Below are 22,823 nucleotides of genomic sequence, written 5' to 3'. Positions count from 1 at the left end.
CTGCTGGCTAGCGGGACCCGGATGGTATGCCAAGGCGGAACAGGGTCGCCTCGGTGGTATCGGTCAGTTCACCCACGCCCACGACACTCCAGAGCTCCTCTTCCAGCTTCTTGGCCTTGTGAATGGCGAACTTGGCGATGTAGTCCAGTTCACCCGCGATGAAGCTGGTGTCCGGGCGGCCGGTGCGCGAAATACCCACCAGTACCGAATAGAACTCGCCCTGTTGCCGGGCCAGCTCGATGAAGCGGCGCTTTTGATCCGGTGAGCTGAAGCTGCTGGCCAGGTGGCTGCGAAACAGGGGGGTTCCCCCCTGGGAGTGGAGGGCGGCGATGTAGACCTCCTCCTCTTCCGGCTTGTCTTCCCGCTCGATGGCGCGCAGGGGATTGAGCAGCAGGGCCTTGAGCAGTGCCCCCTGGAACAGGGGATACAGGTTCAACTGCTGATCCTGCTCGGCACAGATGCGCAGCAGACGGGAAAGGCTGCGTGGCTGTGGCGAGAGGCCGGCCGCGGCCAGTTTCGGGGCGGCCTTGAGCTTGTTCACATAGACGGGGGTGTTGAACAGGTGGTGGGTGTAGAGGTTGCGCAGCGCCCTGGCCATGCCGCGATAGCGATTGAACTCCCGGGTGGTCTTGAGCTTGTTCTGGTTGCTTTCGATAAGCAGGCTGAAGAACTGGTGGCCGGTATGGCGCTCAGCCGTCCCCTCGATGCACAGATGCAGCACGGTTCTGCTCAGGTTGAGGCTGACCAGCCGATAGGGCAGGCGTTGCAGGTCCATGTTCCTGGCGAGCTCCTGCAAACGGGGCAGAGCCACAGTGATGATGTCTCCCTTCTCCCCGTCGAACGGCTCCTCCAGCTCGATTTGCATGCCGTGGGCCGAGATGTCTCGGGTCCAGCCGACCCAGGTTCGCTCCTTGTGATGCAAGACGATGGCCGTCTTGTGCATGTAGCGCGCCTCCTTGCGCAGTTGCACATAGTGCAGCGTCTCTATCTCGAAGGGGGCGGCATGGATGTCATGGCCAAAGCGCTGCAAGGCGTTGGCGTTGAGCGGATCCTGACCCGTCTCTCGCTGGAACTCGTCGCGCTGGTTGTCCAGGTTTATCTCCTGCAGCATGCCTACGTATCCGAGCTGGGCCAGGCGCTCGCGCAGCAGCCTGTCCTGCAACGGGCTCGCCCCGCCCTGGGGGTTGTCGAGGTCGGCCTCCCGCAGGGTGCAGGCTTCCATGCTGAACTTGTATACCCGCCAGCTGGGGCGGCGGGCGCCGATCTGGAAGAAGAGCGCGGTCAGTCCGCTCTGTTCCAGCTCCTCCCGGGTCGCGGAGAAGAAGTAGAGGTGGCTGCGTACCGCATGGGTAAAGCTGTAGATCAGCGTCTCGCGCAGCCCCTCTTTGCCTGGAAGCAACGAGGGCATGCGGGCCGCAGTGAAGAGGCTGGCGAGCATGTCGCGGTTCTTGGCGTCGCGCCAGTATTCGAGAATGTGCTGGTTGTTCTCGGTGCGCAGGGCGATCTCGAGGGCGGGGATGCTGCCCTTGCCGAAATAGAGGGGCATGCCGGTCATGCGCGGCAGATAGAACTGCTCATACCCCTTGATGACGGCGGCGGAGAGCAGGTAGTCGACGCTGACGCGATAGCGGCTGCGGTTGCGCTCGATGAAGTCGCGCAGGAACTCGTCAAACACCGGATGCTCGCCGTTCTTGAGCAGCCTGAGCCAGAATTTGTCCTCTTTTCTCTCCTCCCCCAGGATCTGGTAGCTGACCGGGTCACGCAGCAGGGGATGGGGATGATCGCGTTCCAGTCCGGTGAAGAAGACGGCTATCAGGTCGCCTGTCTGGTAGTCGGGCAGATAGGGCACGGATACCCGGATGCCGCCGAGGGAGATGTCGGAGCTCTTGGCGAGGATCTTCTCGCCGTTGGCGAGCTGGAGCACCATGGGGGAGCTGAAGTGCATGCGCTCTTCCTGCCGCCCGTAATGGCTGGCGAAGGGGATGGCGCTGACATCGAACGGACGAAACGGGCTGATGGGCAGCGCCAGATTGTCGCTGCGCCCCTGGTTGAGTTTGTACCAGGCTTGCAGCGCCTCGTAGACCCCCAGGGTGTAGCTGTCCCGGTAGAGGTAGCACTGGGATTGAAACAGCTCGATGGCCTCGGCGGGCATGAAGTGGGTCACCCCGTCGAACTCATGCACCTGACAGAGGGCGCCCAGCTCGTTGCGCATGTCGATGACGCGCCGGCAGGGGGTGCACTTGCGCTTGAGTTCCATCTTCAGCAGGAACCGGCTGTTGGTATTTTCGTTCTGGGTCAGACGGTTGAAGATTTCGTCGAAGTCCTTTTCCCGGAGCAGGGGGACAAGTTGTTCTATCAGATGTAGTGGTTGTTCTGAATCCATGTATTCCTGCCGCGGAAAGTCACTTTTCCGATTCTGGGTTTGATCTGCCGGTCGCAAACAAGTATATCAAGCAGGAATTCATCCTGTCCCCGAGTTATCCATGGCCAAAAACAAAACCGCCTATGTTTGTTCCGAATGTGGAGCCGACTTCACCCGCTGGCAAGGCCAGTGCAGCGAGTGCAAGGAGTGGAACACCATCACCGAGGTGCGACTGGGGGTGACGACACCCGGCAAGAGCGCTCGCTATACCGGTTATGCGGGCGCCGTCGGCAGCCAGGTGCAGACCCTCGCGGAGATCGCTACCACGGAGATCCCCCGTTTCAGCTCGGGCTTCAAGGAGCTGGACCGCGTACTCGGTGGCGGTGTGGTCCCCGGTTCGGCCATTCTCATCGGCGGCAACCCCGGGGCCGGCAAGTCGACCCTGTTGCTGCAGACCATGTGCGGCCTGGCGCAGCGCATGAAGACCCTCTATGTGACCGGTGAGGAGTCACTGCAACAGGTGGCGATGCGGGCCGGTCGGCTGGGTCTGCCCACGGACAAGCTGCGCATGTTGTCCGAGACCAGTGTCGAGCAGATCTGCCTCATCGCCCAGCAGGAGCAACCTCAGATCATGGTCATCGACTCCATCCAGGTGATGCACGTGGCGGATGTGCAGTCTGCGCCGGGGTCCGTCTCCCAGGTGCGGGAGTCGGCGGCGCTGCTGACACGCTATGCCAAGCAGAATCATGTGGCCATCTTCATGGTGGGCCACGTCACCAAGGACGGCACTTTGGCGGGTCCCAAGGTGCTGGAGCACTGCATCGACTGCTCCGTGCTGCTGGATGGCGGGCACGACTCGCGTTTTCGCACCCTGCGCTCCCACAAGAACCGGTTCGGTGCAGTCAACGAACTGGGGGTCTTCGCCATGACCGGGCAGGGAATGAAGGAAGTGAGCAACCCTTCCGCGATTTTCCTCAGCCGCGGGGAGGAGCAGGCTCCGGGCTCCATCGTCATGGTGATCTGGGAAGGCACGCGCCCCCTGCTGGTGGAGTTGCAGGCGCTGGTGGATTACTCCCAGCTCTCCAATCCGCGCCGGGTGGCGGTGGGGATGGATCACAACCGTCTCGCCATGCTGCTGGCGGTGCTGCATCGTCACGGCGGGTTGCAGATGGCGGATCAGGATGTGTTCATCAACGTGGTGGGTGGCGTCAAAGTCGAGGAGACCAGCGCGGATCTGGCGCTGCTGCTGGCCATGGTGTCGAGCTTCCGGGATCAGGCCCTGCCCAAGGATCTGGTAGTCTTTGGTGAGGTGGGGCTCTCCGGCGAGATACGGCCCGTGCCCTCGGGTCAGGAGCGACTGCAGGAGGCGGCCAAGCACGGTTTCCGCCGAGCCATCGTCCCGCATGCCAATGCGCCCAAACATCCCATCGAGGGGATGGAGGTGGTGCCGGTGAAGAAACTCTCCGATGCCCTCGAGGCCCTGTAACCAACCATGAAAAAGGAGCGTATGAACGCTCCTTTGTTTTTCTGACCGCCCGCTCAGGATTCGGGGGGGACGTGGTCTCGGTGCTCTTGCAGCAACTGCTCCAGCTCGCGATGGAGCAGTTGCTCCTCTCCGATGTTCAGCTCGATCATCCGCTTGAGGTGAGTGGCGCTGTCGATGTCGATGTGGTGGCAGTAAAACCCCAGCTTCTTGCTGGCTTCGTGGGTCAGCTCGACTTGCATCTTGATCTCGATGTCGCTGCCCCCGAGCACGAAGCAGATTTCGTACTCCTTGTCCTCGCTGGCGACCCAAGCCTCGGGTCTGAGCAGCAGGGCTCCCTGCAGGGAGACATCGACCAGCTGGGTGCGCCACTGGTGTTCACCCTGGGTGAGCTTGGCGGCGGTCAAATAGAAAATCCGAGTAAAGTGGCGGCGCTCGGCCATGGTCGTCTCCGGTCTGCGTGCGAGCAAGATGCTCATTCTTCATGTTGCAGAGTGTAATCCAGCTGGCACGCCAGGATATTGAACTGGCTCCGATATTGAATATCAGACCTGCTGATGGCTGAGGGATTCCACCACCTGCAGCGCCTTGACCAGCCGATCCTCCTGTTTGAACCTGTCCTCCAGCACGGGGCCGAGTTGGTTCAGATCCTCGTCCAGTTGCAGCAACTGGGCTTCGTCGGCGTTGCTGTACTTGTCGTTGAACTCCAGCGCGAATTCGGTACAGGCACGGATATGGGGGTAGATGCGCTTGGCCAGCTCCAGTTTGTCGCCGCTGGCTTGCTCAAAGGCGGTGACGACGTGGTTGTAGATCTCGAAATGGCCTGCGCTGACGTAGTCGACCAGTTGTTCGCAAAAACGTTGCAGTTCTACATGGCCTGGGAGGGTGCGTTGCTTGCACTTGGCGGGCATGAGGCCTGCCAGTCGCATGTACTCGACCAGCAACGCCTGTCTGGCATCCAGCCAGTCATCTATTGCTCTATGCTTGCCTGCCAGTGCGCGCTTGGTTTTTTCCAGTTCAGTTAACATAGTCCCTCCATGGGCATGGCATGCGGCACTCGCGTCGCACGCCTCCGGTCATTCTCATCGACTGACGACACTCCTATAACTAGGGAAAATCCAGTTGACCGTCAATAGGAGTGTAGGGATATTGTTACATCAGGCGGGGATTTGCATGCCTCTCCCCACCGGTACTTCGCATCCTGTCGCCCATCCAGGGGACAAGGGGGCGATATATGTGACTATTTCCGCAGATCTTGATGAAAACCCCAGCATTCAAGCCAATCCGGCTGATAAAGCCTTTGCCTGAGTGTTTTTTTTTGAATAGAGTGGCCCGGTGCTAAATGCCCGATCATAAAGGAAATGTTATGAACAAAGCTCAACTTGTCGATGCAATTGCCGCCAAAGCAGACCTGAGCAAAGCTCAGGCCAAAGTCGCTCTGGAAGAGATCATCAATGGTATTACCCAGAGCCTGAAAGAGGGCGATGCCGTTCAGTTGGTGGGTTTTGGTACCTTCAAGGTCAACCATCGCGCGGGCCGTACCGGTCGCAACCCGCAAACCGGTAAAGAGATCCAGATTGCAGCTGCCAATGTGCCGTCCTTCGTGGCTGGCAAGGCGCTGAAAGACGCCGTCAAATAAGGTCGTCTTGTAATCAAATGAAACCCGGCTTGTGCCGGGTTTTTTCTTGCCATCTTCGTCAAAATTTGTTTCAGATACACTCAGGATATGGCATGCGCTGTAGCGAGGTGGATATGGAACAGAAAAATGCCATTCGGCAGGTAGCCGTCCCCTGGGCTCCCTCTCGTCAACTCCCTCCCGGCCTGGTCGTGGCCGAACTGCATCAGGATATCTGGAGCGACACCCTGACCGTCATGCTGGGGCGTGCTCGCAGCATCGATCTGCCTCCGTTGCCCCTGTGCCGGGTGAGTTTTCGCCACATCTTCGCGGTGCGGGTGATGGAGGACTGCGATCTGGCGGAGGGGCGTGACAGCCACGTCATCGAGGAGCAGATCCAGCTCATCACCCCGTCCCGTTTCGCCAGCTGGTTCCATCAGGAATCTGATGGACTGCACCTGGATGAAGATTTGCAGCACTACCGCATCTCGACCTGGGATTACTGCGCCGATGTGCTGACCTCTTCTCCCCCTGAACTCCAGTTCATGGTTCAGGAGGAGTAAGCTAGACTGTCGGGTCACCTCCGTGGTGACAAAAAAGCCGGCGCAGGGGCGCCGGCTTTTTCTTGTTCGGGAGAGGTGGCGTTCAGCCCAGGAGTTGGTCCCGGTGCAGCCCCAGCACGATCAGCAGCCCGATGAAATAGAAGGCGCTGAGCTTGATGCCGAGAATGGTGAGCAGGCCGGCGCACAGACGCACCAGGGCCTTGTGCAGCCAGGATCCGGTGAAGCGGTACATGATCACTCCACCGCGTCGGCCGGCGCGAACTCCGGCACCTTGGCCATGGCGTCCAGCACCACTTGAATGTCGGCCCCCGGCTTGCAGGCATTCTCGCTCAGATGGCGACGCCAGGCGCGCGCACCCTGCATGTTCTGGAACAACCCCAGCATGTGGCGGGTCATGTGGGAGAGGTAGTTGCCCTTGGCCAGCTCTTGTTCGATGTAGGGCAGCATCATCCGCACCACCTCGTGGCGGCTTGGCACGGCATGGTTCTCACCGAACACCAGATTGTCCACCTGGGCCAGAATGTAGGGATTCTGGTAGGCTTCGCGGCCCATCATGACCCCGTCGAGGTGCTGCAGATGTTCAAGAGTCTGCTCCAGACTGGTCACCCCGCCGTTGATGGCAATGGTCAGATCCGGGTAATCCTGCTTGACCCGGTAGACGCGAGGATAATCGAGGGGCGGGATCTCGCGGTTCTCTTTCGGGCTCAAGCCGCTCAGCCAGGCCTTGCGGGCATGGACGATGAAGGTATTGCAACCGGCGTCCCTTACCTGCTCGATGAAGGCCTGCAAGAACTCGTAGGAGTCTTGATCGTCGATGCCGATACGGGTCTTCACGGTGACCGGAATGTCGACCACGTCGCGCATCGCCTTGACGCAATCGGCCACCAGTGCGGGTTCACCCATGAGGCAGGCACCGAAGCGGCCGTTTTGCACCCGATCGGAGGGGCAGCCGACGTTGAGGTTGATCTCGTCATAGCCGCGCTCCTCGGCGAGCCTGGCGCAGCGGGCCAGGTCTGCCGGGTTGCTGCCACCCAGTTGCAGGGCGAGAGGGTGCTCCTGCTCGCTGTAGCCCAGATAGTCGCCCTTGCCATGGATGATGGCGCCCGTGGTCACCATCTCGGTATAGAGCAGGGTCTGGCGGGTCATCAGACGGTGGAAATAACGGCAATGCCGATCGGTCCAGTCCAGCATGGGGGCGATGGAAAAGCGCTGCGCCTGCATAAAAATCATCCGGGTTGGCCAAACAAGGGGCGGGATTCTATCACAACGTGAGACAGCCCCAGAAAATGAATTTTGTCGCCGCGCACTGGGGGCCCTGTGATAGTATCCGGCTAATTGACAGGGTATCTGCGTGAACATGAATCAAGACCAACTTCTACAACGAGCGGAACGCCTCTGCGAGCAGCGCGGGATCCGTTTCACCCCGACACGGCGCCAGGTGCTCCGGCTGCTTGCCGCCCACGGCAATGCCATCAGTGCCTATGATTTGCTGGCCCAGTTGCAGCAGACCGAGGCTCATGCCAAACCACCTACCGTCTATCGGGCGCTCGACTTCCTGCTCGAACAGGGCTTTGCCCACAAGGTGGAGTCGCTCAACGCCTTCATCTTCTGCTGCCACTTCGACCATGCCCACCCGATGCAACTGCTGATCTGCGATCGTTGCGGTGAGGTAGTGGAGCTGCACGATCCCGCCATCGACGGCGCCTTTTCCGAGCAGGCTCATCAGCATGGTTTTACTATTACCAACAAGACCATAGAAGCCCATGGTCAATGTGCCCGCTGTTCCGCTACCGTAGGAAGTCAAGATGAAGGCTGATTTTGTAAACCCGTTCCTGCTCTCCCTGCTCAACGTGCTCTCCACCATGGCACAGCTGGAACTCAAACCGGGCGCGCCCAAGCGCAAGACGGACGAGCTGGCTCGGGGAGATGTCTCCGGCCTGATTGGCATGGTGGGTCCGCAGACCCGGGGTTCCCTTTCCATCAGCTTCGAGAAGGGGCTGGCACTGGAGATCATGCGCCGCATGCTGGGGGAGGCGCCGGCCACCATCAACGAGGAAGTGACCGACATGGTGGGCGAGATCACCAACATGGTGACGGGCGGCGCCAAACGCATGCTGGGGGAGAAGGGCTATGAGTTCGACATGGCGACCCCGGTCATCGTCTCCGGTCCCAATCACACCATCACTCACCGGGCCGACGGCGCCAAGATCATGATGCCGTTCGAATCGGAGTATGGCCGTGCCACCATCGAGATCTGCTTCGAGTAATAGCCATGTGGAAGATGCTGAAATGGAGTGTCATCGGTGGGGTGGTGCTGCTTATCCTGTCGGATATCGAGATCAGCACCTCTCTCTACAAGTACGAAGACAACCGCGTGGAGATCAACTTCCCGCGCTGGCAGGCTGACCAGCCCTGGGGCACCCTGCGCTGGCATGCGGGCCGGTTTGAGCATCACTGGTACGGTCTTGCAGGCAAACCCAAGCCAGCAACCGTACTCTGACGAGCGCTCTCCACAACGGATGGATCAGATTGCACCAACAAAAAAGAGGCCAGCGAATGCTGGCCTCTTTATTTGGTCAAGATCTGTTATCAGGCCGCTTCTGCAGCCAGCTTGCCATTGCCACGCACCATGACACCGAGGCCACAGGCCAGCAGGGTCGGCAGCAACCAGGCCAGGCCCTTGTCAAACAGCGGCAGGAAGGCGAACGCATCCATCTTCATGCCGGCGGCGCCCAGGCCGTCCAGGCAGCCGAACAGGAAGGCGACCAGCAGCACGGAGCGGAACACCAGGCGGGGGCGACCGAAGTAACCCTTCAGGAAGGTGACCAGCACCAGCGCCACGGCAACCGGGTAGATGGCGACCAGCACCGGAATGGAGAGGCTGATGAGCTGGCTCAGGCCCACGTTGGCCACGACGCCGCAGATGACACCCAGCAGCACGACCAGCTTCTTGTAGCTCATGCCGGTCAGGTTGTGGAAGAAGTCGGAGCAGGCGGAGATGAGGCCGACGGCCGTGGTGAAGCAGGCCAGGGTGATGATGGCAGCCAGGATGAACTGACCCGGTTGGCCGAACAGGCTCAGCACGTAGGCGTTGACGATGGCACCGCCGTTGCTCACGTCGGTGGCGACGCCGGCAGCGGTGTTACCCAGCTGGAACAGGGAGACATAGACCACGGAGAGACCGATGGCGGAGATGATGCCAGCGATGGCCAGGTACTTGAACTGGCTCTGGTAGTCATGGATGCCTTTCTGGCGCAGCAGGTCGACGATCAGGGCGCCGAACATCAGGGACGCAAGGGTGTCCATGGTGTTGTAGCCTTCCAGAATGCCCTTCACGAAGGGGGTGCTCTGGTAGTCACCGGATGCGGCAGGCATGCTTCCTTGCGGTGCGACGAAGACACCGATGGCCAGGGTCAGCAGCAGCAGCATCAGCAGCGGGGTCAGGTACTTGCCGATGGCATCCATCAGCTTGCCCTGGTTCAGGGAGACCAGGATGGCCACGCCGAAGAACAGTACTGTGTAGGCAGCCAGACCGGATGGTCCCATGTCGCCAAGGAAGGGCTTGAGGCCCATCTCGTAGGCCACCAGGCCGGTACGGGGGGCGGCGAAGGCCGGGCCGATGATGATGTAGATGGCGACGGCCAGTGCGGTGGCCACGCCGACCGGCAGCAGCTTGGTCATGCCGGCCCAGCCGTTGCCAGCCTTGGCGACGGCGATGATGGTGATGAGGGGCAGGCCCACGGCGGTGACCAGGAAGCCCAGCATGGCCAGGGAGAGGTGCTCACCCGCCATGAAGCCGGCCAGGGGCGGGAAGATGATGTTGCCTGCGCCCAGATAGAACGCAAAGGTCATGAAGCCCAATCCGAGTACATCGGACAATGTGAGTGATTTCGTCAAGTTCAACCTCGTCTGTCTTGTAAACTATTGCTTGTTATAGTTTTTTATTTGTCAGTGACCGGCACTTTCCGGGGGTAAAAAAAAGAGCCCCGCTGGTTTTTTCATCGCGACCAGTGGTTTGAACTGGTCTTGAGCGGGCGCTCATTTAGCAGTCAGCATAATGATGTGAAAAAATAGTTCAAGGCAAAATTTACATCTTCAAATAGAAGGGGCTGGTTAGTTGGATATATCTGTCGGAATAGCCTCCCGTGGCAGAATGGATCACAATTTCACCCCTCTCACACTTGTTTAATCCTCTGCCAAGCAGCAATAAAACACGATTTGCCTCTTTCCCCTCTCTGGTAGTAACAGCCAGATAACAACGCTCATACAGATCATAACTCGACGAAATGCATAAAATTTCATCCGCCATCGCCGTGGGCAGCACCAGGGCCAGTTGCCCGGTACGGCTCAGCAGGCGATCGCTGGCGGCCAGCAATCCCCTGGGGGCGAGCCCCCCGGTATGACGGGCCAGAGCCCTGGCCGGATCGCGGAGTGTCTGGCCTGCCGGGAAATAGGGCGGGTTGGAGACGATGAGATCGTAAGGGGGGGCGAGGTGATCCTGAATGGCGCTCTCTATGATGGTGACCCGCTCACGCCAGGGGGAGGCCGCCACATTCTCCTGGGCCTGCATGGCTGCATCCTTATCCAGCTCCACCCCGTCTATGTGGCAGCCGTTCGTGCTGCGCTGGGCCAGCATCAGGGCGATGAGGCCGCTGCCGGTGCCGATGTCCAGCACCCGGCGGGCGTTGTCGACCGGCGCCCAGGCTCCCAGCAAAATGCCGTCCGTACCGACCTTCATGGCGCAGCGGTCGTGATCGATGTGAAATTGCTTGAACGTGAAACCGTTGTTGCGCCCCATTCGGCCCTCCTCCTGTGCCTGCCCGCGGAAAATGGCCGGCGATTATAGCGGCTAAGCCACAGTCACCATAGGAGCCGACGGCATAATCGCCTATAATCTGCCGCTTCCTTAATGACCGAGTATTGCCATGAGCCAGTCCTTTGATGATTTCGACCTGAATCCAGCCCTCAGTCGGGCCTTGGCCGAGATGGGATTCACCCGCCCCACCACCATCCAGCAGATGGTGCTGGAGCCAGCCCTGGACGGCCGCGATATTCTGGCTTCTGCGCCGACCGGAACCGGCAAGACCGCCGCCTTCCTGCTGCCCGCGATGCAGCACCTGCTGGACTTCCCGCGTCGCAAGCCGGGTCCGTGCCGCATGCTGATCCTGACTCCGACCCGCGAGCTCGCGCTGCAGGTGAGTGCTCACGCCAAGGCCCTGGCGGTACACACCCATCTCAGCATCGAGACCATCATCGGTGGCGTCAGCCATGAAGAGCAGCTACCTGCCCTGACCAAGACCACCGACATCGTGGTGGCCACCCCGGGCCGTCTGCTCGAGTACATCGAGAAAGAGGAGTTCGAGAGCCACGACATCGAGGTGCTGGTGCTGGATGAAGCGGACCGGATGCTGGACATGGGCTTCATCAAGGACGTGAACCGCATCGTGGAAGAGGCGCGCTACCGCAAACACACCATGCTCTTCTCCGCCACTCTGGAAGGGGCCGGCCTCGAGAAGTTTGCGAGCGAGATCCTCAAAGACCCGGTTGAGCTGCACGCCGAGCCGCCCCGCAGCGAGCGCCGCCCCATCACCCAGTGGATCCACCTAGCCGATGATGCCGCCCACAAGCTGGCTCTGCTGGTGCACATCCTGAAAAACCCGGAGACCCAGAAGGCCATCATCTTCGTCAAGACCCGTGAGCGACTGGCGGAGCTTTCCGGCCAGTTGCAGGCGGCAGGCGTGCCCTGCGCCTGGATCCGTGGCGAGATGGAGCAGGCCAAGCGCATCGAGTCTATCCGCAAGTTCCATGAAGGGGAGGTGCCCTTCCTCATCGCCACCGACGTGGCCGCCCGCGGCATCGATCTGCCGAACGTCAGCCATGTCATCAACTACGACATGCCCTACGGCGCGGATGTCTATGTGCACCGCATCGGTCGTACCGGCCGTGCCGGCAACCGTGGCTGCGCCATCAGCCTGGTGGAAGCCCACGACATGGCCATGGTCGCCAAGATCGAACGCTACACCGAGGAGCGCCTCAAGCGCCGGGTGATCGATGAGCTGCGCCCCAGACACAAGGAAGCGCGGGTGCCGGTGAAGAAGAAAAAGCCGAAGGATGCCAAGAAGTCGGCAAAGAAGAAAAAGAAGTAATGCCCCCGAGCACAGTTGAAACGGCCATCCCAGGATGGCCGTTTTGCTGTCTGCTGCCTGGGGAGTGGCCTGAGAGAGGCGCAGAAAAAAGCCGACGCAAGGACGTCGGCCAACAAAAAGTGCTTACAACAGAGGATTCACAGAGTCAGACCCGAGGATCTCCGACTTGGTTCCCTTGAATGTGTAATTAATTTTCAGCGCGCTTGAACATCAGGGTATTGGCGTCGGACTCTTCCGGTACAAAGTAGTAACCGTCGGCATCGAAACCGGTCAGCTGTTCCACCCGGGTGAGCCGATGCTTGATGATGTGGCGTGCCATCATGCCGCGGGCCTTCTTGGCGTAGAAGCTGATGATCTTGAACTGGCCGTTCTTCTCGTCCTTGAACACCGGTGTGATGATGCGCCCCTGCAGGGCTTTCGGGCGCACCGACTTGAAATACTCGTCGGAGGCGAGGTTGATCAGCACGTCGTCCCCCTGGGCCGCCAGCGCCTTGTTCAGGTGCTCCGTGATGATGTCGCCCCAGAACTGGTAGAGGTCCTTGCCGCGCGGGTTCTCAAGCCTAATCCCCATCTCCAGGCGGTAGGGCATCATGAGGTCAAGCGGCCGCAGTACGCCATAAAGGCCGGAGAGCATGCGCAGGTGGGCCTGGGCGAAGTCGAGGTCGGCCTCGCTGAAATCTTCTACGGCCAGACCGGTGTAGACGTCCCCCTTGAAGGCCAGCAGCGCCTGGCGGGCGTTGGCCGGCGTGAAGTCAGGCTGCCACTCGGCAAAGCGGACGGCGTTGAGGCCGGCGAGCTTGTCGCTGATCTTCATCAGGCTGGCGATCTGGTCCGGGCTCAGTTGACGAGCCCGGGTGATCAGTGCTGCGGAGTGGTCCAGCAGTTCGGGTTGGGTGAAACGGGAGGTCACCAGGGGTGACTCGTAATCCAGCGTCTTGGCCGGGGAAACCACAATCAGCATAACTGTCCTTTACTAGCGATGACGCACGCCCCTCATTCATCCAGGGTCACGTTGTCGAGAGTGCCTGCGCCCAGCTGCTCGCGACCCGACAGCTTGATGAGCAGTCGCAGGTCGTTGGCGGAGTCGGCATGGGCAAGGGCCTCACTGTAGCCAATTTGGCCGGCGCAGAACAGGGTGAACAGCGCCTGATCGAAGGTCTGCATGCCGAGCTCGCCGGATTTGGTCATCACCTCCTTGAGTCTGTGCATCTCTCCCTTGCGGATGATGTCGGTGACGAGCGGGGTGTTGAGCAGGATCTCGAAGGCGGCGACCCGGCGCTGCCCATGAGCGGAGGGGAGCAGCTGCTGGGCGACGATGGCGCGCAGGTTGAAGGAGAGATCGAACAGGAACTGGCGGTGCTTCTCCTGGGGGACCAGATGCAGGATGCGATCCAGCGCCTGGTTGGCATTGTTGGCGTGCAAGGTGGCGAGGCAGAGGTGCCCCGTCTCGGCGAACTGGATGGCGAACTCCATGGTCTCCTGGGAGCGGATTTCACCGATGAGGATGACATCCGGGGCCTGGCGCAGGGAGTTTTTGAGGGCGACATCGAAGGATGCGGTGTCGATCCCCACCTCCCGCTGGGTCACCAGACAGCGATCGTGCTGATGGACGAACTCCACCGGATCCTCCACCGTCAGGATGTGGCCGTCACCGTGCTGGTTGCGAAAGCCTATCATGGCCGCCTGGGTGGTGGACTTGCCGGCGCCAGTGGCGCCGACGAAAAGCACCAGCCCGCGTTTGGCCATGGCGACCTCCTGCAGGATGGGAGGCAGCACCAGCTCGTCAAAGGTGGGGATGCGGGTCTCGATGCGGCGCAGCACCATGCCCGGCATATCCTGTTGCCAGAAGGCGCTGACCCGAAAGCGCCCCAGCGAGCCTCGCTGGATGGCGTAGTTGGCCTCGCGGGTGTGCAGGAAGCGCTCGAAGTGGGTCTCGTCCAGGCTCTCCCTGATCAGTGCCAGCGCTGTCGCCTTGTCGAGGGGGGCTGGTCCGAGCGACACCAGACACCCGTTGACCTTGAGGGTCGGGGGGGCATCGACCGTGATGAAGAGATCCGAGCCCTTTTGTTCAACCAGTGCGGCGAGCAGAACATCCATGTTCATGGCGACTCCTTGGGTGTGCGAGCTTAAATGGTATTGGGATCGACCGCCTTGGCCTTGGCATCGAGGGAGGCGACGACCCCCCGGTTGACCAGCTGCTTGAGGCTCTGGTCCATGGTCTGCATGCCGTGGGTCATCCCGGTCTGGATGACGGAATAGAGCTGGGCCACCTTGTCTTCCCGGATGAGGTTTCGCACCGCCGGGATCCCCAGCATGATCTCGTGGGCCGCCACCCGGCCGCCACCGATACGCTTGAGCAGGGTCTGGGAGATGACCGCCCGCAGGGATTCGGAGAGCATGGAGCGCACCATGTCCTTCTCCGAGCCGGGGAAGACGTCGATGATACGGTCGATGGTCTTGGCGGCCGAGGAGGTGTGCAGGGTGCCAAACACCAGGTGACCGGTTTCAGCGGCGGTCATGGCGAGACGGATGGTTTCGAGGTCCCGCATTTCACCTACCAGGATGATATCCGGGTCTTCCCGCAGGGCCGAGCGCAGGGCGTTGCTGAAGCTCTTGGTGTCGCGGTGTACTTCCCGCTGGTTCACCAAGCAGCGCTTGTTCTCGTGCACGAATTCGATGGGGTCCTCGATGGTGAGGATGTGGTGGTGGAAGTTGTCATTGATGTAATCGACCATGGCGGCCAGGGTGGTGGATTTGCCCGAGCCGGTGGGCCCAGTCACCAGCACCAGGCCGCGAGGGTACTCCGCTATCTTGCGAAATATCTCCGGCGCCCCCAGATCGTCCAGGGTCAGAACGGTGCTCGGGATGGTACGAAACACGGCGCCCGAGCCGCGCGCCTGCTGGAAGGCGTTGACCCGAAAGCGTGCCATGCCGGGTACTTCGAAGGAGAAGTCCACCTCGAAGTTCTCCTCCAGCTCCTTGCGCTGGTGGTCATTCATGATGTCGTAAATGAGGGCATGGACTTCCCGGTGATCCAGGGCGGGCAAATTGATCTTGCGAACCTCCCCATCAACCCTGATCATCGGGGGGACCCCGGCCGAGAGGTGTAGATCCGAGGCCTTATGCTTTACACTGAATGCCAATAACTCTGTGATATCCATAGATTTGTTATTCTCCCATCACAAGATTACGAACGAAATATGAGCCAGATTGCCCAGCACCTGCTTCAGGTAAAGGAACGTATTGTAGAGGCTGCCCGGCGTGTTGGCCGCAGCCCAGATCACATCCAGTTGCTTGCTGTCAGCAAAACCAAGCCGCTGGGGGACATTCAGGCTGCCTATGCCGCCGGTCAGCGGCGCTTTGGCGAATCCTACGCCCAGGAGGCCGCGCTCAAGATTGATGCCTTGCGCGAGCAGAACGCCTGTACAGACATAGAGTGGCACTTTATCGGCCCGCTGCAATCGAACAAGTCCAAGCTGGTGGCGGAGCGGTTCGACTGGGTTCAAAGTGTCGATCGCGACAAGCTCATCGAACGCCTCAACAACCAGAGACCGAGTGGGCTCGCGCCGCTAAATATCTGTCTGCAAATCAATATTAGCGGAGAGAGCAGCAAATCCGGTACGTCGGAGCAAGAGATTTTCCGCCTGGCCTCCCTGGTGGCCCAAAGCGAGCGGCTGCGGTTGCGCGGCCTGATGGCCATCCCCGAGCATACCCGCGACGAGGGAGTGCTGGCGGCCCAGATGGCGCGCATGCAGGCTCTGTTCACCGAGCTTGCGCAACAATACCCGAGCGTCGACACCCTTTCGATGGGAATGACCGAGGATCTTGAGCCTGCCATTGCCCATGGCAGCACCATGGTGCGGGTCGGGACCGCCATCTTCGGGGCCCGTGACTATTCATGAGCAAGAGCCGGGGCGAGAAACACCCCGGTCGTACTTTTTTCAGGTAAACAGGCGCGTGTGATGCTGTCAGCCCGCACAGGCTGGGTCGGCATCCGCTGCGATGTCAGTAACAGGAGTGTTTGATGCAGCAGAGAACCCTCGCCTTCATCGGGGCAGGCAACATGAGCCGCAGTATCATTGCCGGCCTCATCCAGGCGGGTTACCCGGCAGAGCGTATCATCGCCGCCAATCCCAGCCGCCCCAAGCTGGACGAACTGGCCAGCCAGTTCGGCATCCGTATCACCCAGGACAACGCCGAGGCGGCCCGGGAGGCCGAGGTGATCGTGCTGGCGGTCAAGCCCCAGCTGATGGCGGGCATGCTGACGGCGCTGGTGGCCGAGCTTGGCTCGCTGGATGGCAAGTTGCTCATCTCCATCGCCGCCGGCATTCGCGTCGCACGCTTGCAGGAGATGGCGGGCGGTCACGATCGCATCATTCGCACCATGCCCAACACCCCCTCCTTGCTGGGGCTGGGGATGACCGGGCTCTATGCACCGCCCGCCATCGGGCAGGCCGATCGTGCTGTGGCCGAACAGATGATGCAATCCGTGGGCAAGACCCTCTGGGTGGAGCAGGAGGCCGGCATCAACGGCGTCATTGCGGCGGCGGGCAGTGCCCCGGCCTACTTCTTCCTGTTCATGCAGGCGATTGCCGAGGAGGCCGAGGCCATGGGCTTTACGCCGGAGCAGGCTCGCCTGCTGGTGCAGCAAACCGCCCTGGGGGCGGCCGCCATGGTGGAGCAGAATCCCGAGCTGTCGCTGCAGACCCTGCGCGAGCAGGTGACCAGCAAGGGCGGGACCACGGCCGAGGCCGTCAAGACATTCCAGGAGCAGGGGCTGATGCCGCTGACCGCAAGAGCCATGCAGGCGGCCGTTACCCGGGCCGGCGAAATGGAAACCCTTTTCTGAATCCCTTTTAGCAAGGAGCCCGGATGAACACGGCTTACTTTTTGATTAACACTGTCTTTGATCTCTACCTCATGGTGGTGCTGCTGCGGGTCTGGCTGCAGTGGGCGCGGGCCGACTTCTACAACCCCATGAGCCAGATGGTGGTCAAGCTGACCAACCCACTGGTGGTGCCCCTGCGCCGCGTCATCCCGGGTTTTGGCGGGCTGGACATGGCCTCTGTGCTGCTGGCGCTGCTGATCGCCGTTGGCAAATTGGTCCTGCTCAAGAGCATGAATGTGCTGCAGGCGGACTGGCTCACTCTCTGTCTGTTTGCGACGCTCACCGTGCTGAAGAAGGCGGGTTCCATGATCTTCTGGATCCTGCTTATCCGCGCCATCCTGAGCTGGGTCAGCCAGGGTCGCAACCCCATTGAATACGTGATGCACCAGCTCACTGAACCCTTCCTGGCCCCCATTCGCCGCATCCTGCCTGCACTGGGCGGGCTGGATCTCTCCGTGCTGGTCGCTTTCATCGCGCTGCAGGCCATCAACTACCTGATGGGGGATCTGTTCGGCCAGTTGTGGTGGATGATCTGATGCCCGCCGTCCTGCTGGAAGGGGACGAGCTGGTGTTGCATCTGATGATCCAGCCCAAGGCGAGCCGGGATCAGATCATCGGATTGCACGGTGACGAGTTGAAAGTGGCCATCACGGCACCGCCGGTGGATGGTCAGGCCAACAGTCACCTGATCAAGTACCTGGCCAAGCAGTGCAAGGTGGCCAAGGGGCAGGTTCGCATCCTGCGGGGGGAGCTGGGTCGGCACAAGACGGTCGCCATCGACGCGCCAAAGCAGATCCCCGCCGAGATTGCCGCTCTGCTCGATAATCAGGGTTGATACGAGAGGGATGACATCATGAAAACAGCCTGGATGAGTTGCCTGCTGGCACTCCTGATGACGCTGCCGCTGCGGGCTGAGCAGATGCAGGAGCTGGGCCCCTGGAAAGTGCACTACAGCGCGTTCAACTCCAGCTTCCTCACCCCCGAGGTAGCCAGGACCTATGGCCTGGAGCGCAGCCGCTATAACGGCATCGTCAATATCGCGGTGCAGAACAAGCAGGGGGTGGCACAGGCGGTGGGGATCAGCGGCGAAGCCCGCAATCTGACAGGCACCCTTCGCACCCTGAATTTTCAGGAGGTGAAAGAGGGGAATGCCATCTATTACCTGGCAGTGCTGCCCTATCGCAATGAGGACACCTACCAGTTCACCCTGAAGATCATGGGGGAGGGGCAGCAGCAGACGCTGACCTTCCAGCAGACCTTCTACGTCGACTAGATCGCAGGGTGAATGCAGATGCCCTGCCCCTACGGGGGCGGGGCATTTTTTTGCCCGGTGAACCTGTGCTCGACGTCAGTGGCTGGCCAGGGGATAGGTAAACAGGGCCAGGTGGGCGAAGTTGAACAGGAAGTGGAGCAGGATGGCGACACTGAGGCGCCCGCTCAGCTGGAACGCCAGGCCATAGCAGGCCCCCGCCAGCGCGGCGAACAACACCAGCAACGGGCCACCGGCAAGATGGGCTGCGCCGAACAGCAGGCTGGCGACCAGGAGACCTGCCCAGGGCGTGCTTCGGCTTGCCACCCCTTGCTGGATGCATCCCCGGAACAGCGCTTCTTCCGCCACACAGGTGAACAGCAGGTTGTTGAATGCGAACAGCCACCACCAGTGGGGCAGTCCCGCTTCGGGTTTGAGGGCGCCCAGTTGCCAGGCGGTGATGAGCAGGGCCGCGAGCGGCAGGATGAGCAGGGCCAGCGGCCGCCAGCGCATCGTTCCACCCGGGCCGAGCAGGCCGGGGATGGCCAGCAGCAGGGCGAAGAAAATGAGCGGCTTGTCCAGATTGAGGTAGAGGGTGAAGGGCACGCTGGCCGGGCCCGCCTGTACCTTGTCGAGCACCCTGAGATTGTCAAAGCCGGGCACCAGATGCAGCGTCAGGGCGAGGGACCACAGCAGGATCAGCGTCAGTGCGACGCCACGCCAGGGTGGGGGCAGGGTGGGGGTACGCCAGGCCAGCAGCAGACCGGCGAGGCTGACAAGAGCGGCGAGGGGCGCGAGTCGCTCAAGCCAGAGGGCGGTGAGCAGGGCTAGTCCCAACAGAAGCATGCCGGGCCTGGTTCGGCGGGCGAGGCAGCAGAGTACGGCGAGCCCCAGGACGAGCCAGATGAGGATATCGGGGAGTGGTAACATCGAGTCTCCTTGTATGAATGAAGGGCGCACCTTAACGATCCCCATGGTCTGGTTCAAGGAAAAGGGACTGGCCGGCAGAAGACGCGCAATGAAAAGCCGGAGCTGGGCTCCGGCTTGGGCGGCGGCAAGATGTCACCGAGAGAGGCGATGGCCTTCCCGTATCAGCGACCTGACTCGGCGATGACCCGGGCGATGATGTCGGCGCGTTTGCTGGCTTCCAGCTCGCCCAGGGCGATGAGACCGGCCTTGAAGATGACGTTCTTCGGCAGACTGACGTCATCCAGGGTGGTGATGGCCTCGACGTGCATGCCGTTCAGGCGGCTGGCATCGCGCGGGCTCAGGTTGACCTGGGTGTTCAGCACCTGCTTGCCCTTCTTCTTGGGCTGGGCGGGTTTCTTCGGTTGATCCAGCTCGTCTTCCGGCAGTTCGTCATCAAAATCGTAAATGGACATAGTCAATCCTGTTGGGTTGCAAGGGGCATGCTCGCCCGAATGGGGGTAATCAGCCCATATCCTCGTTGCGGATAAAGGCGCGCCAGGAGCCGAGTACCTGGGCAAAATCTTCCAGCCCGCACATGGCCAGCTGTTCATCATCGTAGTAGGCGAGATCGTCGAGATCCTCATCCTGCTCGATATTGAGGACATTGGCCTTCACCTCGGCTTCCTCGTGGGTCAGCAGCAGGGAGTAGTCGCCCCCCAGCAGCCGGTATTCGGTGCGGGCCCGGCTGGAGAGCTGGTCGATGATGGCGAACAGCTCGTCGAGCTTCTCCTCGTCCTTGCCCACCTCGTCGATCAACCACTGGCCGATGGCTTCATGGCCCATGGAGAACCGGGCGCGATAGCCACCGAACGGGTCGCGGCGAAATTCATAATCCATAGCGGAGTCCATATCGGAGGGTGAAACCACCACGGCGCAAAGCGGCATGATGCCGGATCCTTGATCCATGGTGGGGCACTGATAGCGTAAAGTGGCCTATTCTAGCGATCCCCCCCGCGCTTGTCTTGATGATGTGGGATCTTTAACGGGTGATCCCGGTGATGGTGCACGCCGGGGGCCCTGTCAACGAATGGTATGGAGAGGCAATGCAGCTCAACGACGCGCTCGCGCATCAGATAGTCAGCCGGGCGATGAAGATCCTCTCGTTCTCGGTCAACGTCATGGATGAGCGGGGACTCATCATTGCGTCCGGCAATCCGGAGCGGCTGCACCAGCGCCACGAGGGGGCCGTGCTGGCCCTGACCGAGAACCGGGTGGTGGAGATAAGCGAGGCCACCGCCCGGGAGCTCAAGGGGGTGAGGCCCGGCATCAACCTGCCCATCGCCTATCAGGGGGAGCTGCTCGGCGTCATCGGCATCTCGGGGGATCCGGACATCGTGCGTGCTTACGCCGAGCTGGTGCGCATGACCGCCGAGCTCATCCTGGAACAGGCGGCGCTCACCGAGCAGTTGCAGTGGGACAAGCGCCACAAGGAGGAGCTGGTGTTGCAGCTCATTCGCGGCGAAGGGCGGGCCGATCAACTGCAACAGGTGGCCCGCTTCCTCGAGCTGGATCTCGCCCAGCCCCGGGTGGTGGCCGTGCTGGCGCTGGAGGAGGCCGAGCCCGCCCAGGTGAGGGAGCTGGTTCACCTGCTGGAAAACCCGGAGCGGGACAACCTGGTGGCCATCAACGGCCTGGACGAGATAGTGGTGCTCAAACCCGCCCAGCTCAGCGACGGCGTCTGGCAGTCGGCGCAGGAGCGCAGCCGGATCCGGCAGCTGCTCTCCCGTATTCCCCATTTCAAGGTTCGCATCGGGGTGGGTGATTACTTCGCCGGCATCCCCGGGCTGGCGCTCTCCTACCAGACGGCGCGAGACACCTTGCGCCGTGGCATGCGCCAGTCGCCCCGCAAGCAGGTCTATTTCTTCGAGGATTACCGGCTTTCAGTGCTGCTCGGCACCCTGGCGGACTCCTGGCAGGCGGATCAGCTGCGGGCTCCGCTGCAAAAGCTGGCGCAGGAGGACACAAAGGGAACGCTGCAAAAGACGCTGCGCCAATATTTCTTGCAGGATTGTGATCTGCATCCCTGTGCCGAAGCCCTGTTCATTCACCCCAACACCCTGCGTTATCGACTGACCCGGATAGAGCAGATAACCGGCTTGAATTTCAACAGGTTAGATGACAAGTTTCTGCTCTATCTCGGGCTCAGTCTCGATAGCTGATTTGTCTTTTCCAACAAAAACACAAGGCCGGCAAATGCTTTTTTTTGGTTTTATGGCCAAAGCATTCCAGGCGGGGATCCCCATAATGGCGCCACTCATTACAACAACAAGGTGCCCGTCATGATCCCAGTCTCCGCGCTCGGCGCGCTCGCCGCGCTTTCCATCGCCATCTTCCTCATCCTGAAGAAGGTGCCGCCCGCTTACGGCATGATTGTCGGTGCCCTGGCCGGTGGCCTGATCGGTGGCGCCGACCTGACCCAGACCGTCGCCCTGATGATCGGCGGCGCCCAGGGGATCACCACGGCGGTGATGCGGATCCTGGCGGCGGGTGTGCTGGCCGGGGTGCTCATCGAATCTGGCGCCGCCACCACCATCGCCGAGACCATCGTCAAGAAACTCGGCGAAACCCGCGCTCTGCTGGCCCTGGCGCTGGCCACCCTGATCCTGACAGCGGTCGGCGTCTTCGTGGACGTGGCCGTCATCACGGTCGCCCCCATTGCGCTGGCCATCGCCCGCCGTGCCGATCTCTCCAAGGCGGCCATCCTGCTGGCGATGATAGGCGGTGGCAAGGCGGGCAACGTCATGTCTCCCAACCCCAACGCCATCGCGGCAGCCGATGCCTTCCACCTGCCTCTCACCTCGGTGATGGCGGCGGGCATCATTCCCGGCCTGTTCGGTCTGGTGATGGCCTACTGGCTCGCCAAGCGCCTCAACAACCGGGGCAGCAAGGTGGCCGCCGACGAGGTGGTGAGCTTTGACGGTGCCAAGTTGCCCGGCTTTGCCGCCGCCATCAGTGCGCCCCTGGTCGCCATCCTGCTGCTGGCCCTGCGTCCCATCGCCGGCATCGTGGTGGACCCGCTCATTGCGCTGCCTCTCGGCGGCCTGGTGGGGGCCCTGATGATGGGCAAGTTCACCAAGGTGAACCAGTTTGCCGTCTCGGGCCTGGCCCGCATGGCGCCGGTGGCCATCATGCTGCTGGGGACGGGTACCCTGGCGGGCATCATCGCCAACTCCGGCCTGAAAGATGTGCTCATCAGCGGCCTGACCGCCTCCGGTCTGCCCTCCTATCTGCTGGCCCCCATCTCCGGTGCCCTGATGTCGCTGGCGACCGCCTCGACCACGGCCGGGACCGTGGTGGCCTCCAACGTGTTCAGCGCCACTCTGATTGAACTGGGGATCAGCAGCCTGGCTGGGGCCGCCATGATCCACGCCGGCGCCACCGTGTTTGACCACATGCCCCACGGCTCCTTCTTCCATGCCACCGGCGGCAGCGTCCACATGGGCGTCGGCGAGCGACTCAAGCTCATCCCCTACGAAACCGCGGTCGGTCTGACCATCGCCGTTGTCTCCACCCTGATGTTTGGCGTGTTTGGCCTCGCCTAAGGAACT

The 22,823-nt window shown here is 61.4% G+C and carries 27 protein-coding genes; 14 read left to right on the top strand and 13 right to left on the bottom strand.

Annotated elements, in window-relative coordinates:
- Positions 1–7: 7 nt before the first annotated feature.
- Positions 8–2,383, bottom strand: a complete 2,376-nt coding sequence (locus ACVDHI_RS14090) for a PilZ domain-containing protein (protein ID WP_447212184.1) — start codon at positions 2,381–2,383, stop codon at positions 8–10.
- A 100-nt stretch (positions 2,384–2,483) separates the two neighbouring features.
- Here ACVDHI_RS14090 and radA point away from each other — a divergent pair, with 100 nt between their 5' ends.
- Positions 2,484–3,848 (top strand): DNA repair protein RadA, encoded by a 1,365-nt coding sequence (gene radA, locus ACVDHI_RS14085; RefSeq protein ID WP_010673036.1) that lies wholly within the window; start codon positions 2,484–2,486, stop codon positions 3,846–3,848.
- Between the two features lie 53 nt (positions 3,849–3,901).
- Here radA and ACVDHI_RS14080 read toward each other — a convergent pair whose 3' ends face one another.
- Both ACVDHI_RS14080 and ACVDHI_RS14075 read right to left on the bottom strand, forming a co-directional pair.
- Entirely contained in the window at positions 3,902–4,288 is a 387-nt protein-coding gene (locus ACVDHI_RS14080) for a PilZ domain-containing protein (RefSeq protein WP_039040014.1), read from the bottom strand.
- A 102-nt stretch (positions 4,289–4,390) separates the two neighbouring features.
- Positions 4,391–4,873 (bottom strand): Rsd/AlgQ family anti-sigma factor, encoded by a 483-nt coding sequence (locus ACVDHI_RS14075; RefSeq protein WP_029313757.1) that lies wholly within the window; start codon positions 4,871–4,873, stop codon positions 4,391–4,393.
- Between the two features lie 338 nt (positions 4,874–5,211).
- Between ACVDHI_RS14075 and hupA the strand changes: the two genes are divergently transcribed.
- Both hupA and ACVDHI_RS14065 read left to right on the top strand, forming a co-directional pair.
- The gene (gene hupA / locus ACVDHI_RS14070) at positions 5,212–5,484 is read left to right on the top strand and encodes a nucleoid-associated protein HU-alpha (protein WP_005305063.1); all 273 of its coding nucleotides are present in this window, start codon (positions 5,212–5,214) and stop codon (positions 5,482–5,484) included.
- A gap of 113 nt (positions 5,485–5,597) precedes the next feature.
- Entirely contained in the window at positions 5,598–6,023 is a 426-nt protein-coding gene (locus ACVDHI_RS14065; protein WP_029313758.1) for a hypothetical protein, read from the top strand.
- Between the two features lie 82 nt (positions 6,024–6,105).
- Here ACVDHI_RS14065 and ACVDHI_RS14060 read toward each other — a convergent pair whose 3' ends face one another.
- Together ACVDHI_RS14060 and dusA are read right to left on the bottom strand one after the other, a co-directional pair.
- On the bottom strand, positions 6,106–6,255 hold the full coding sequence (locus ACVDHI_RS14060; protein WP_010673040.1) for a hypothetical protein: 150 nt from the start codon (positions 6,253–6,255) through the stop codon (positions 6,106–6,108).
- 2 nt (positions 6,256–6,257) lie between these two features.
- The gene (gene dusA / locus ACVDHI_RS14055) at positions 6,258–7,244 is read right to left on the bottom strand and encodes a tRNA dihydrouridine(20/20a) synthase DusA (RefSeq protein ID WP_447212183.1); all 987 of its coding nucleotides are present in this window, start codon (positions 7,242–7,244) and stop codon (positions 6,258–6,260) included.
- A 136-nt stretch (positions 7,245–7,380) separates the two neighbouring features.
- Here dusA and zur point away from each other — a divergent pair, with 136 nt between their 5' ends.
- Genes zur through ACVDHI_RS14040 form a run of 3 tightly spaced genes read left to right on the top strand, consistent with a single transcriptional unit; the run spans position 7,381 to position 8,523 of the window.
- On the top strand, positions 7,381–7,839 hold the full coding sequence (gene zur, locus ACVDHI_RS14050; RefSeq protein ID WP_010673042.1) for a zinc uptake transcriptional repressor Zur: 459 nt from the start codon (positions 7,381–7,383) through the stop codon (positions 7,837–7,839).
- Complete coding sequence (locus ACVDHI_RS14045) at positions 7,829–8,290, top strand: chemotaxis protein CheX (protein ID WP_010673043.1); 462 nt, start codon at positions 7,829–7,831, stop codon at positions 8,288–8,290. The genes zur and ACVDHI_RS14045 overlap by 11 nt, the downstream gene beginning before the upstream one ends.
- Positions 8,291–8,295: 5 nt before the next feature.
- Positions 8,296–8,523: a hypothetical protein gene (locus tag ACVDHI_RS14040; RefSeq protein ID WP_039039956.1), complete on the top strand. Its 228-nt coding sequence runs from the start codon at positions 8,296–8,298 to the stop codon at positions 8,521–8,523.
- A gap of 89 nt (positions 8,524–8,612) precedes the next feature.
- Here the strand turns inward: ACVDHI_RS14040 and brnQ are convergent, their stop codons facing one another.
- Both brnQ and ACVDHI_RS14030 read right to left on the bottom strand, forming a co-directional pair.
- On the bottom strand, positions 8,613–9,920 hold the full coding sequence (gene brnQ, locus ACVDHI_RS14035; protein WP_041211055.1) for a branched-chain amino acid transport system II carrier protein: 1,308 nt from the start codon (positions 9,918–9,920) through the stop codon (positions 8,613–8,615).
- Between the two features lie 190 nt (positions 9,921–10,110).
- Positions 10,111–10,821 carry a tRNA1(Val) (adenine(37)-N6)-methyltransferase gene (locus ACVDHI_RS14030; RefSeq protein WP_102983745.1) on the bottom strand — a complete coding sequence of 237 codons (711 nt, stop codon included), beginning with the start codon at positions 10,819–10,821 and terminating at the stop codon, positions 10,111–10,113.
- 127 nt (positions 10,822–10,948) lie between these two features.
- On the opposite strand from ACVDHI_RS14030, the gene srmB reads away from it, so the two are divergent.
- Positions 10,949–12,169, top strand: a complete 1,221-nt coding sequence (gene srmB / locus ACVDHI_RS14025) for an ATP-dependent RNA helicase SrmB (RefSeq protein ID WP_041210934.1) — start codon at positions 10,949–10,951, stop codon at positions 12,167–12,169.
- Between the two features lie 187 nt (positions 12,170–12,356).
- Here the strand turns inward: srmB and yaaA are convergent, their stop codons facing one another.
- From yaaA to tapT, 3 genes are read right to left on the bottom strand one after another with little or no spacing between them, the layout of a single operon-like run.
- Positions 12,357–13,130: a peroxide stress protein YaaA gene (gene yaaA / locus ACVDHI_RS14020; RefSeq protein ID WP_447212182.1), complete on the bottom strand. Its 774-nt coding sequence runs from the start codon at positions 13,128–13,130 to the stop codon at positions 12,357–12,359.
- Between the two features lie 32 nt (positions 13,131–13,162).
- Positions 13,163–14,272: a PilT/PilU family type 4a pilus ATPase gene (locus ACVDHI_RS14015; protein ID WP_270682132.1), complete on the bottom strand. Its 1,110-nt coding sequence runs from the start codon at positions 14,270–14,272 to the stop codon at positions 13,163–13,165.
- A gap of 23 nt (positions 14,273–14,295) precedes the next feature.
- On the bottom strand, positions 14,296–15,330 hold the full coding sequence (gene tapT / locus ACVDHI_RS14010; protein ID WP_010673050.1) for a type IVa pilus ATPase TapT: 1,035 nt from the start codon (positions 15,328–15,330) through the stop codon (positions 14,296–14,298).
- Between the two features lie 39 nt (positions 15,331–15,369).
- Between tapT and ACVDHI_RS14005 the strand changes: the two genes are divergently transcribed.
- The 5 genes from ACVDHI_RS14005 to ACVDHI_RS13985 all read left to right on the top strand — a co-directional run bounded on the left by ACVDHI_RS14005 (position 15,370) and on the right by ACVDHI_RS13985 (position 18,330).
- Positions 15,370–16,071 carry a YggS family pyridoxal phosphate-dependent enzyme gene (locus ACVDHI_RS14005; protein ID WP_042864460.1) on the top strand — a complete coding sequence of 234 codons (702 nt, stop codon included), beginning with the start codon at positions 15,370–15,372 and terminating at the stop codon, positions 16,069–16,071.
- 122 nt (positions 16,072–16,193) lie between these two features.
- On the top strand, positions 16,194–17,018 hold the full coding sequence (gene proC / locus ACVDHI_RS14000) for a pyrroline-5-carboxylate reductase (protein ID WP_010673052.1): 825 nt from the start codon (positions 16,194–16,196) through the stop codon (positions 17,016–17,018).
- Positions 17,019–17,041: 23 nt separating this feature from the next.
- Positions 17,042–17,593: a YggT family protein gene (locus tag ACVDHI_RS13995; protein ID WP_042014922.1), complete on the top strand. Its 552-nt coding sequence runs from the start codon at positions 17,042–17,044 to the stop codon at positions 17,591–17,593.
- Positions 17,593–17,892 (top strand): DUF167 family protein YggU, encoded by a 300-nt coding sequence (yggU, locus tag ACVDHI_RS13990; protein WP_010673054.1) that lies wholly within the window; start codon positions 17,593–17,595, stop codon positions 17,890–17,892. The genes ACVDHI_RS13995 and yggU overlap by 1 nt, the downstream gene beginning before the upstream one ends.
- Positions 17,893–17,910: 18 nt before the next feature.
- Positions 17,911–18,330, top strand: a complete 420-nt coding sequence (locus ACVDHI_RS13985) for a DUF4426 domain-containing protein (protein ID WP_029313762.1) — start codon at positions 17,911–17,913, stop codon at positions 18,328–18,330.
- Positions 18,331–18,405: 75 nt separating this feature from the next.
- Here ACVDHI_RS13985 and ACVDHI_RS13980 read toward each other — a convergent pair whose 3' ends face one another.
- The 3 genes from ACVDHI_RS13980 to ACVDHI_RS13970 all read right to left on the bottom strand — a co-directional run bounded on the left by ACVDHI_RS13980 (position 18,406) and on the right by ACVDHI_RS13970 (position 20,112).
- Positions 18,406–19,236: a CPBP family intramembrane glutamic endopeptidase gene (locus ACVDHI_RS13980; RefSeq protein ID WP_041214463.1), complete on the bottom strand. Its 831-nt coding sequence runs from the start codon at positions 19,234–19,236 to the stop codon at positions 18,406–18,408.
- Positions 19,237–19,397: 161 nt separating this feature from the next.
- A complete protein-coding gene (locus ACVDHI_RS13975; protein WP_039039963.1) occupies positions 19,398–19,688 on the bottom strand; it encodes a hypothetical protein in 291 nt (96 codons plus the stop codon).
- Between the two features lie 49 nt (positions 19,689–19,737).
- Positions 19,738–20,112, bottom strand: a complete 375-nt coding sequence (locus ACVDHI_RS13970; RefSeq protein ID WP_039039964.1) for a YacL family protein — start codon at positions 20,110–20,112, stop codon at positions 19,738–19,740.
- A 206-nt stretch (positions 20,113–20,318) separates the two neighbouring features.
- On the opposite strand from ACVDHI_RS13970, the gene ACVDHI_RS13965 reads away from it, so the two are divergent.
- Both ACVDHI_RS13965 and ACVDHI_RS13960 read left to right on the top strand, forming a co-directional pair.
- Positions 20,319–21,434 (top strand): sugar diacid recognition domain-containing protein, encoded by a 1,116-nt coding sequence (locus ACVDHI_RS13965; protein ID WP_323920769.1) that lies wholly within the window; start codon positions 20,319–20,321, stop codon positions 21,432–21,434.
- 120 nt (positions 21,435–21,554) lie between these two features.
- Positions 21,555–22,817, top strand: a complete 1,263-nt coding sequence (locus tag ACVDHI_RS13960; protein ID WP_039039966.1) for a GntP family permease — start codon at positions 21,555–21,557, stop codon at positions 22,815–22,817.
- Positions 22,818–22,823 lie beyond the last annotated feature (6 nt).

The sequence above is a fragment of the Aeromonas sp. 25-248 genome, assembly GCF_053005425.1.
The sequence above is the reverse complement of the archived record's forward strand: the minus strand, read 5'-3'. Positions and strand labels throughout refer to the sequence as shown.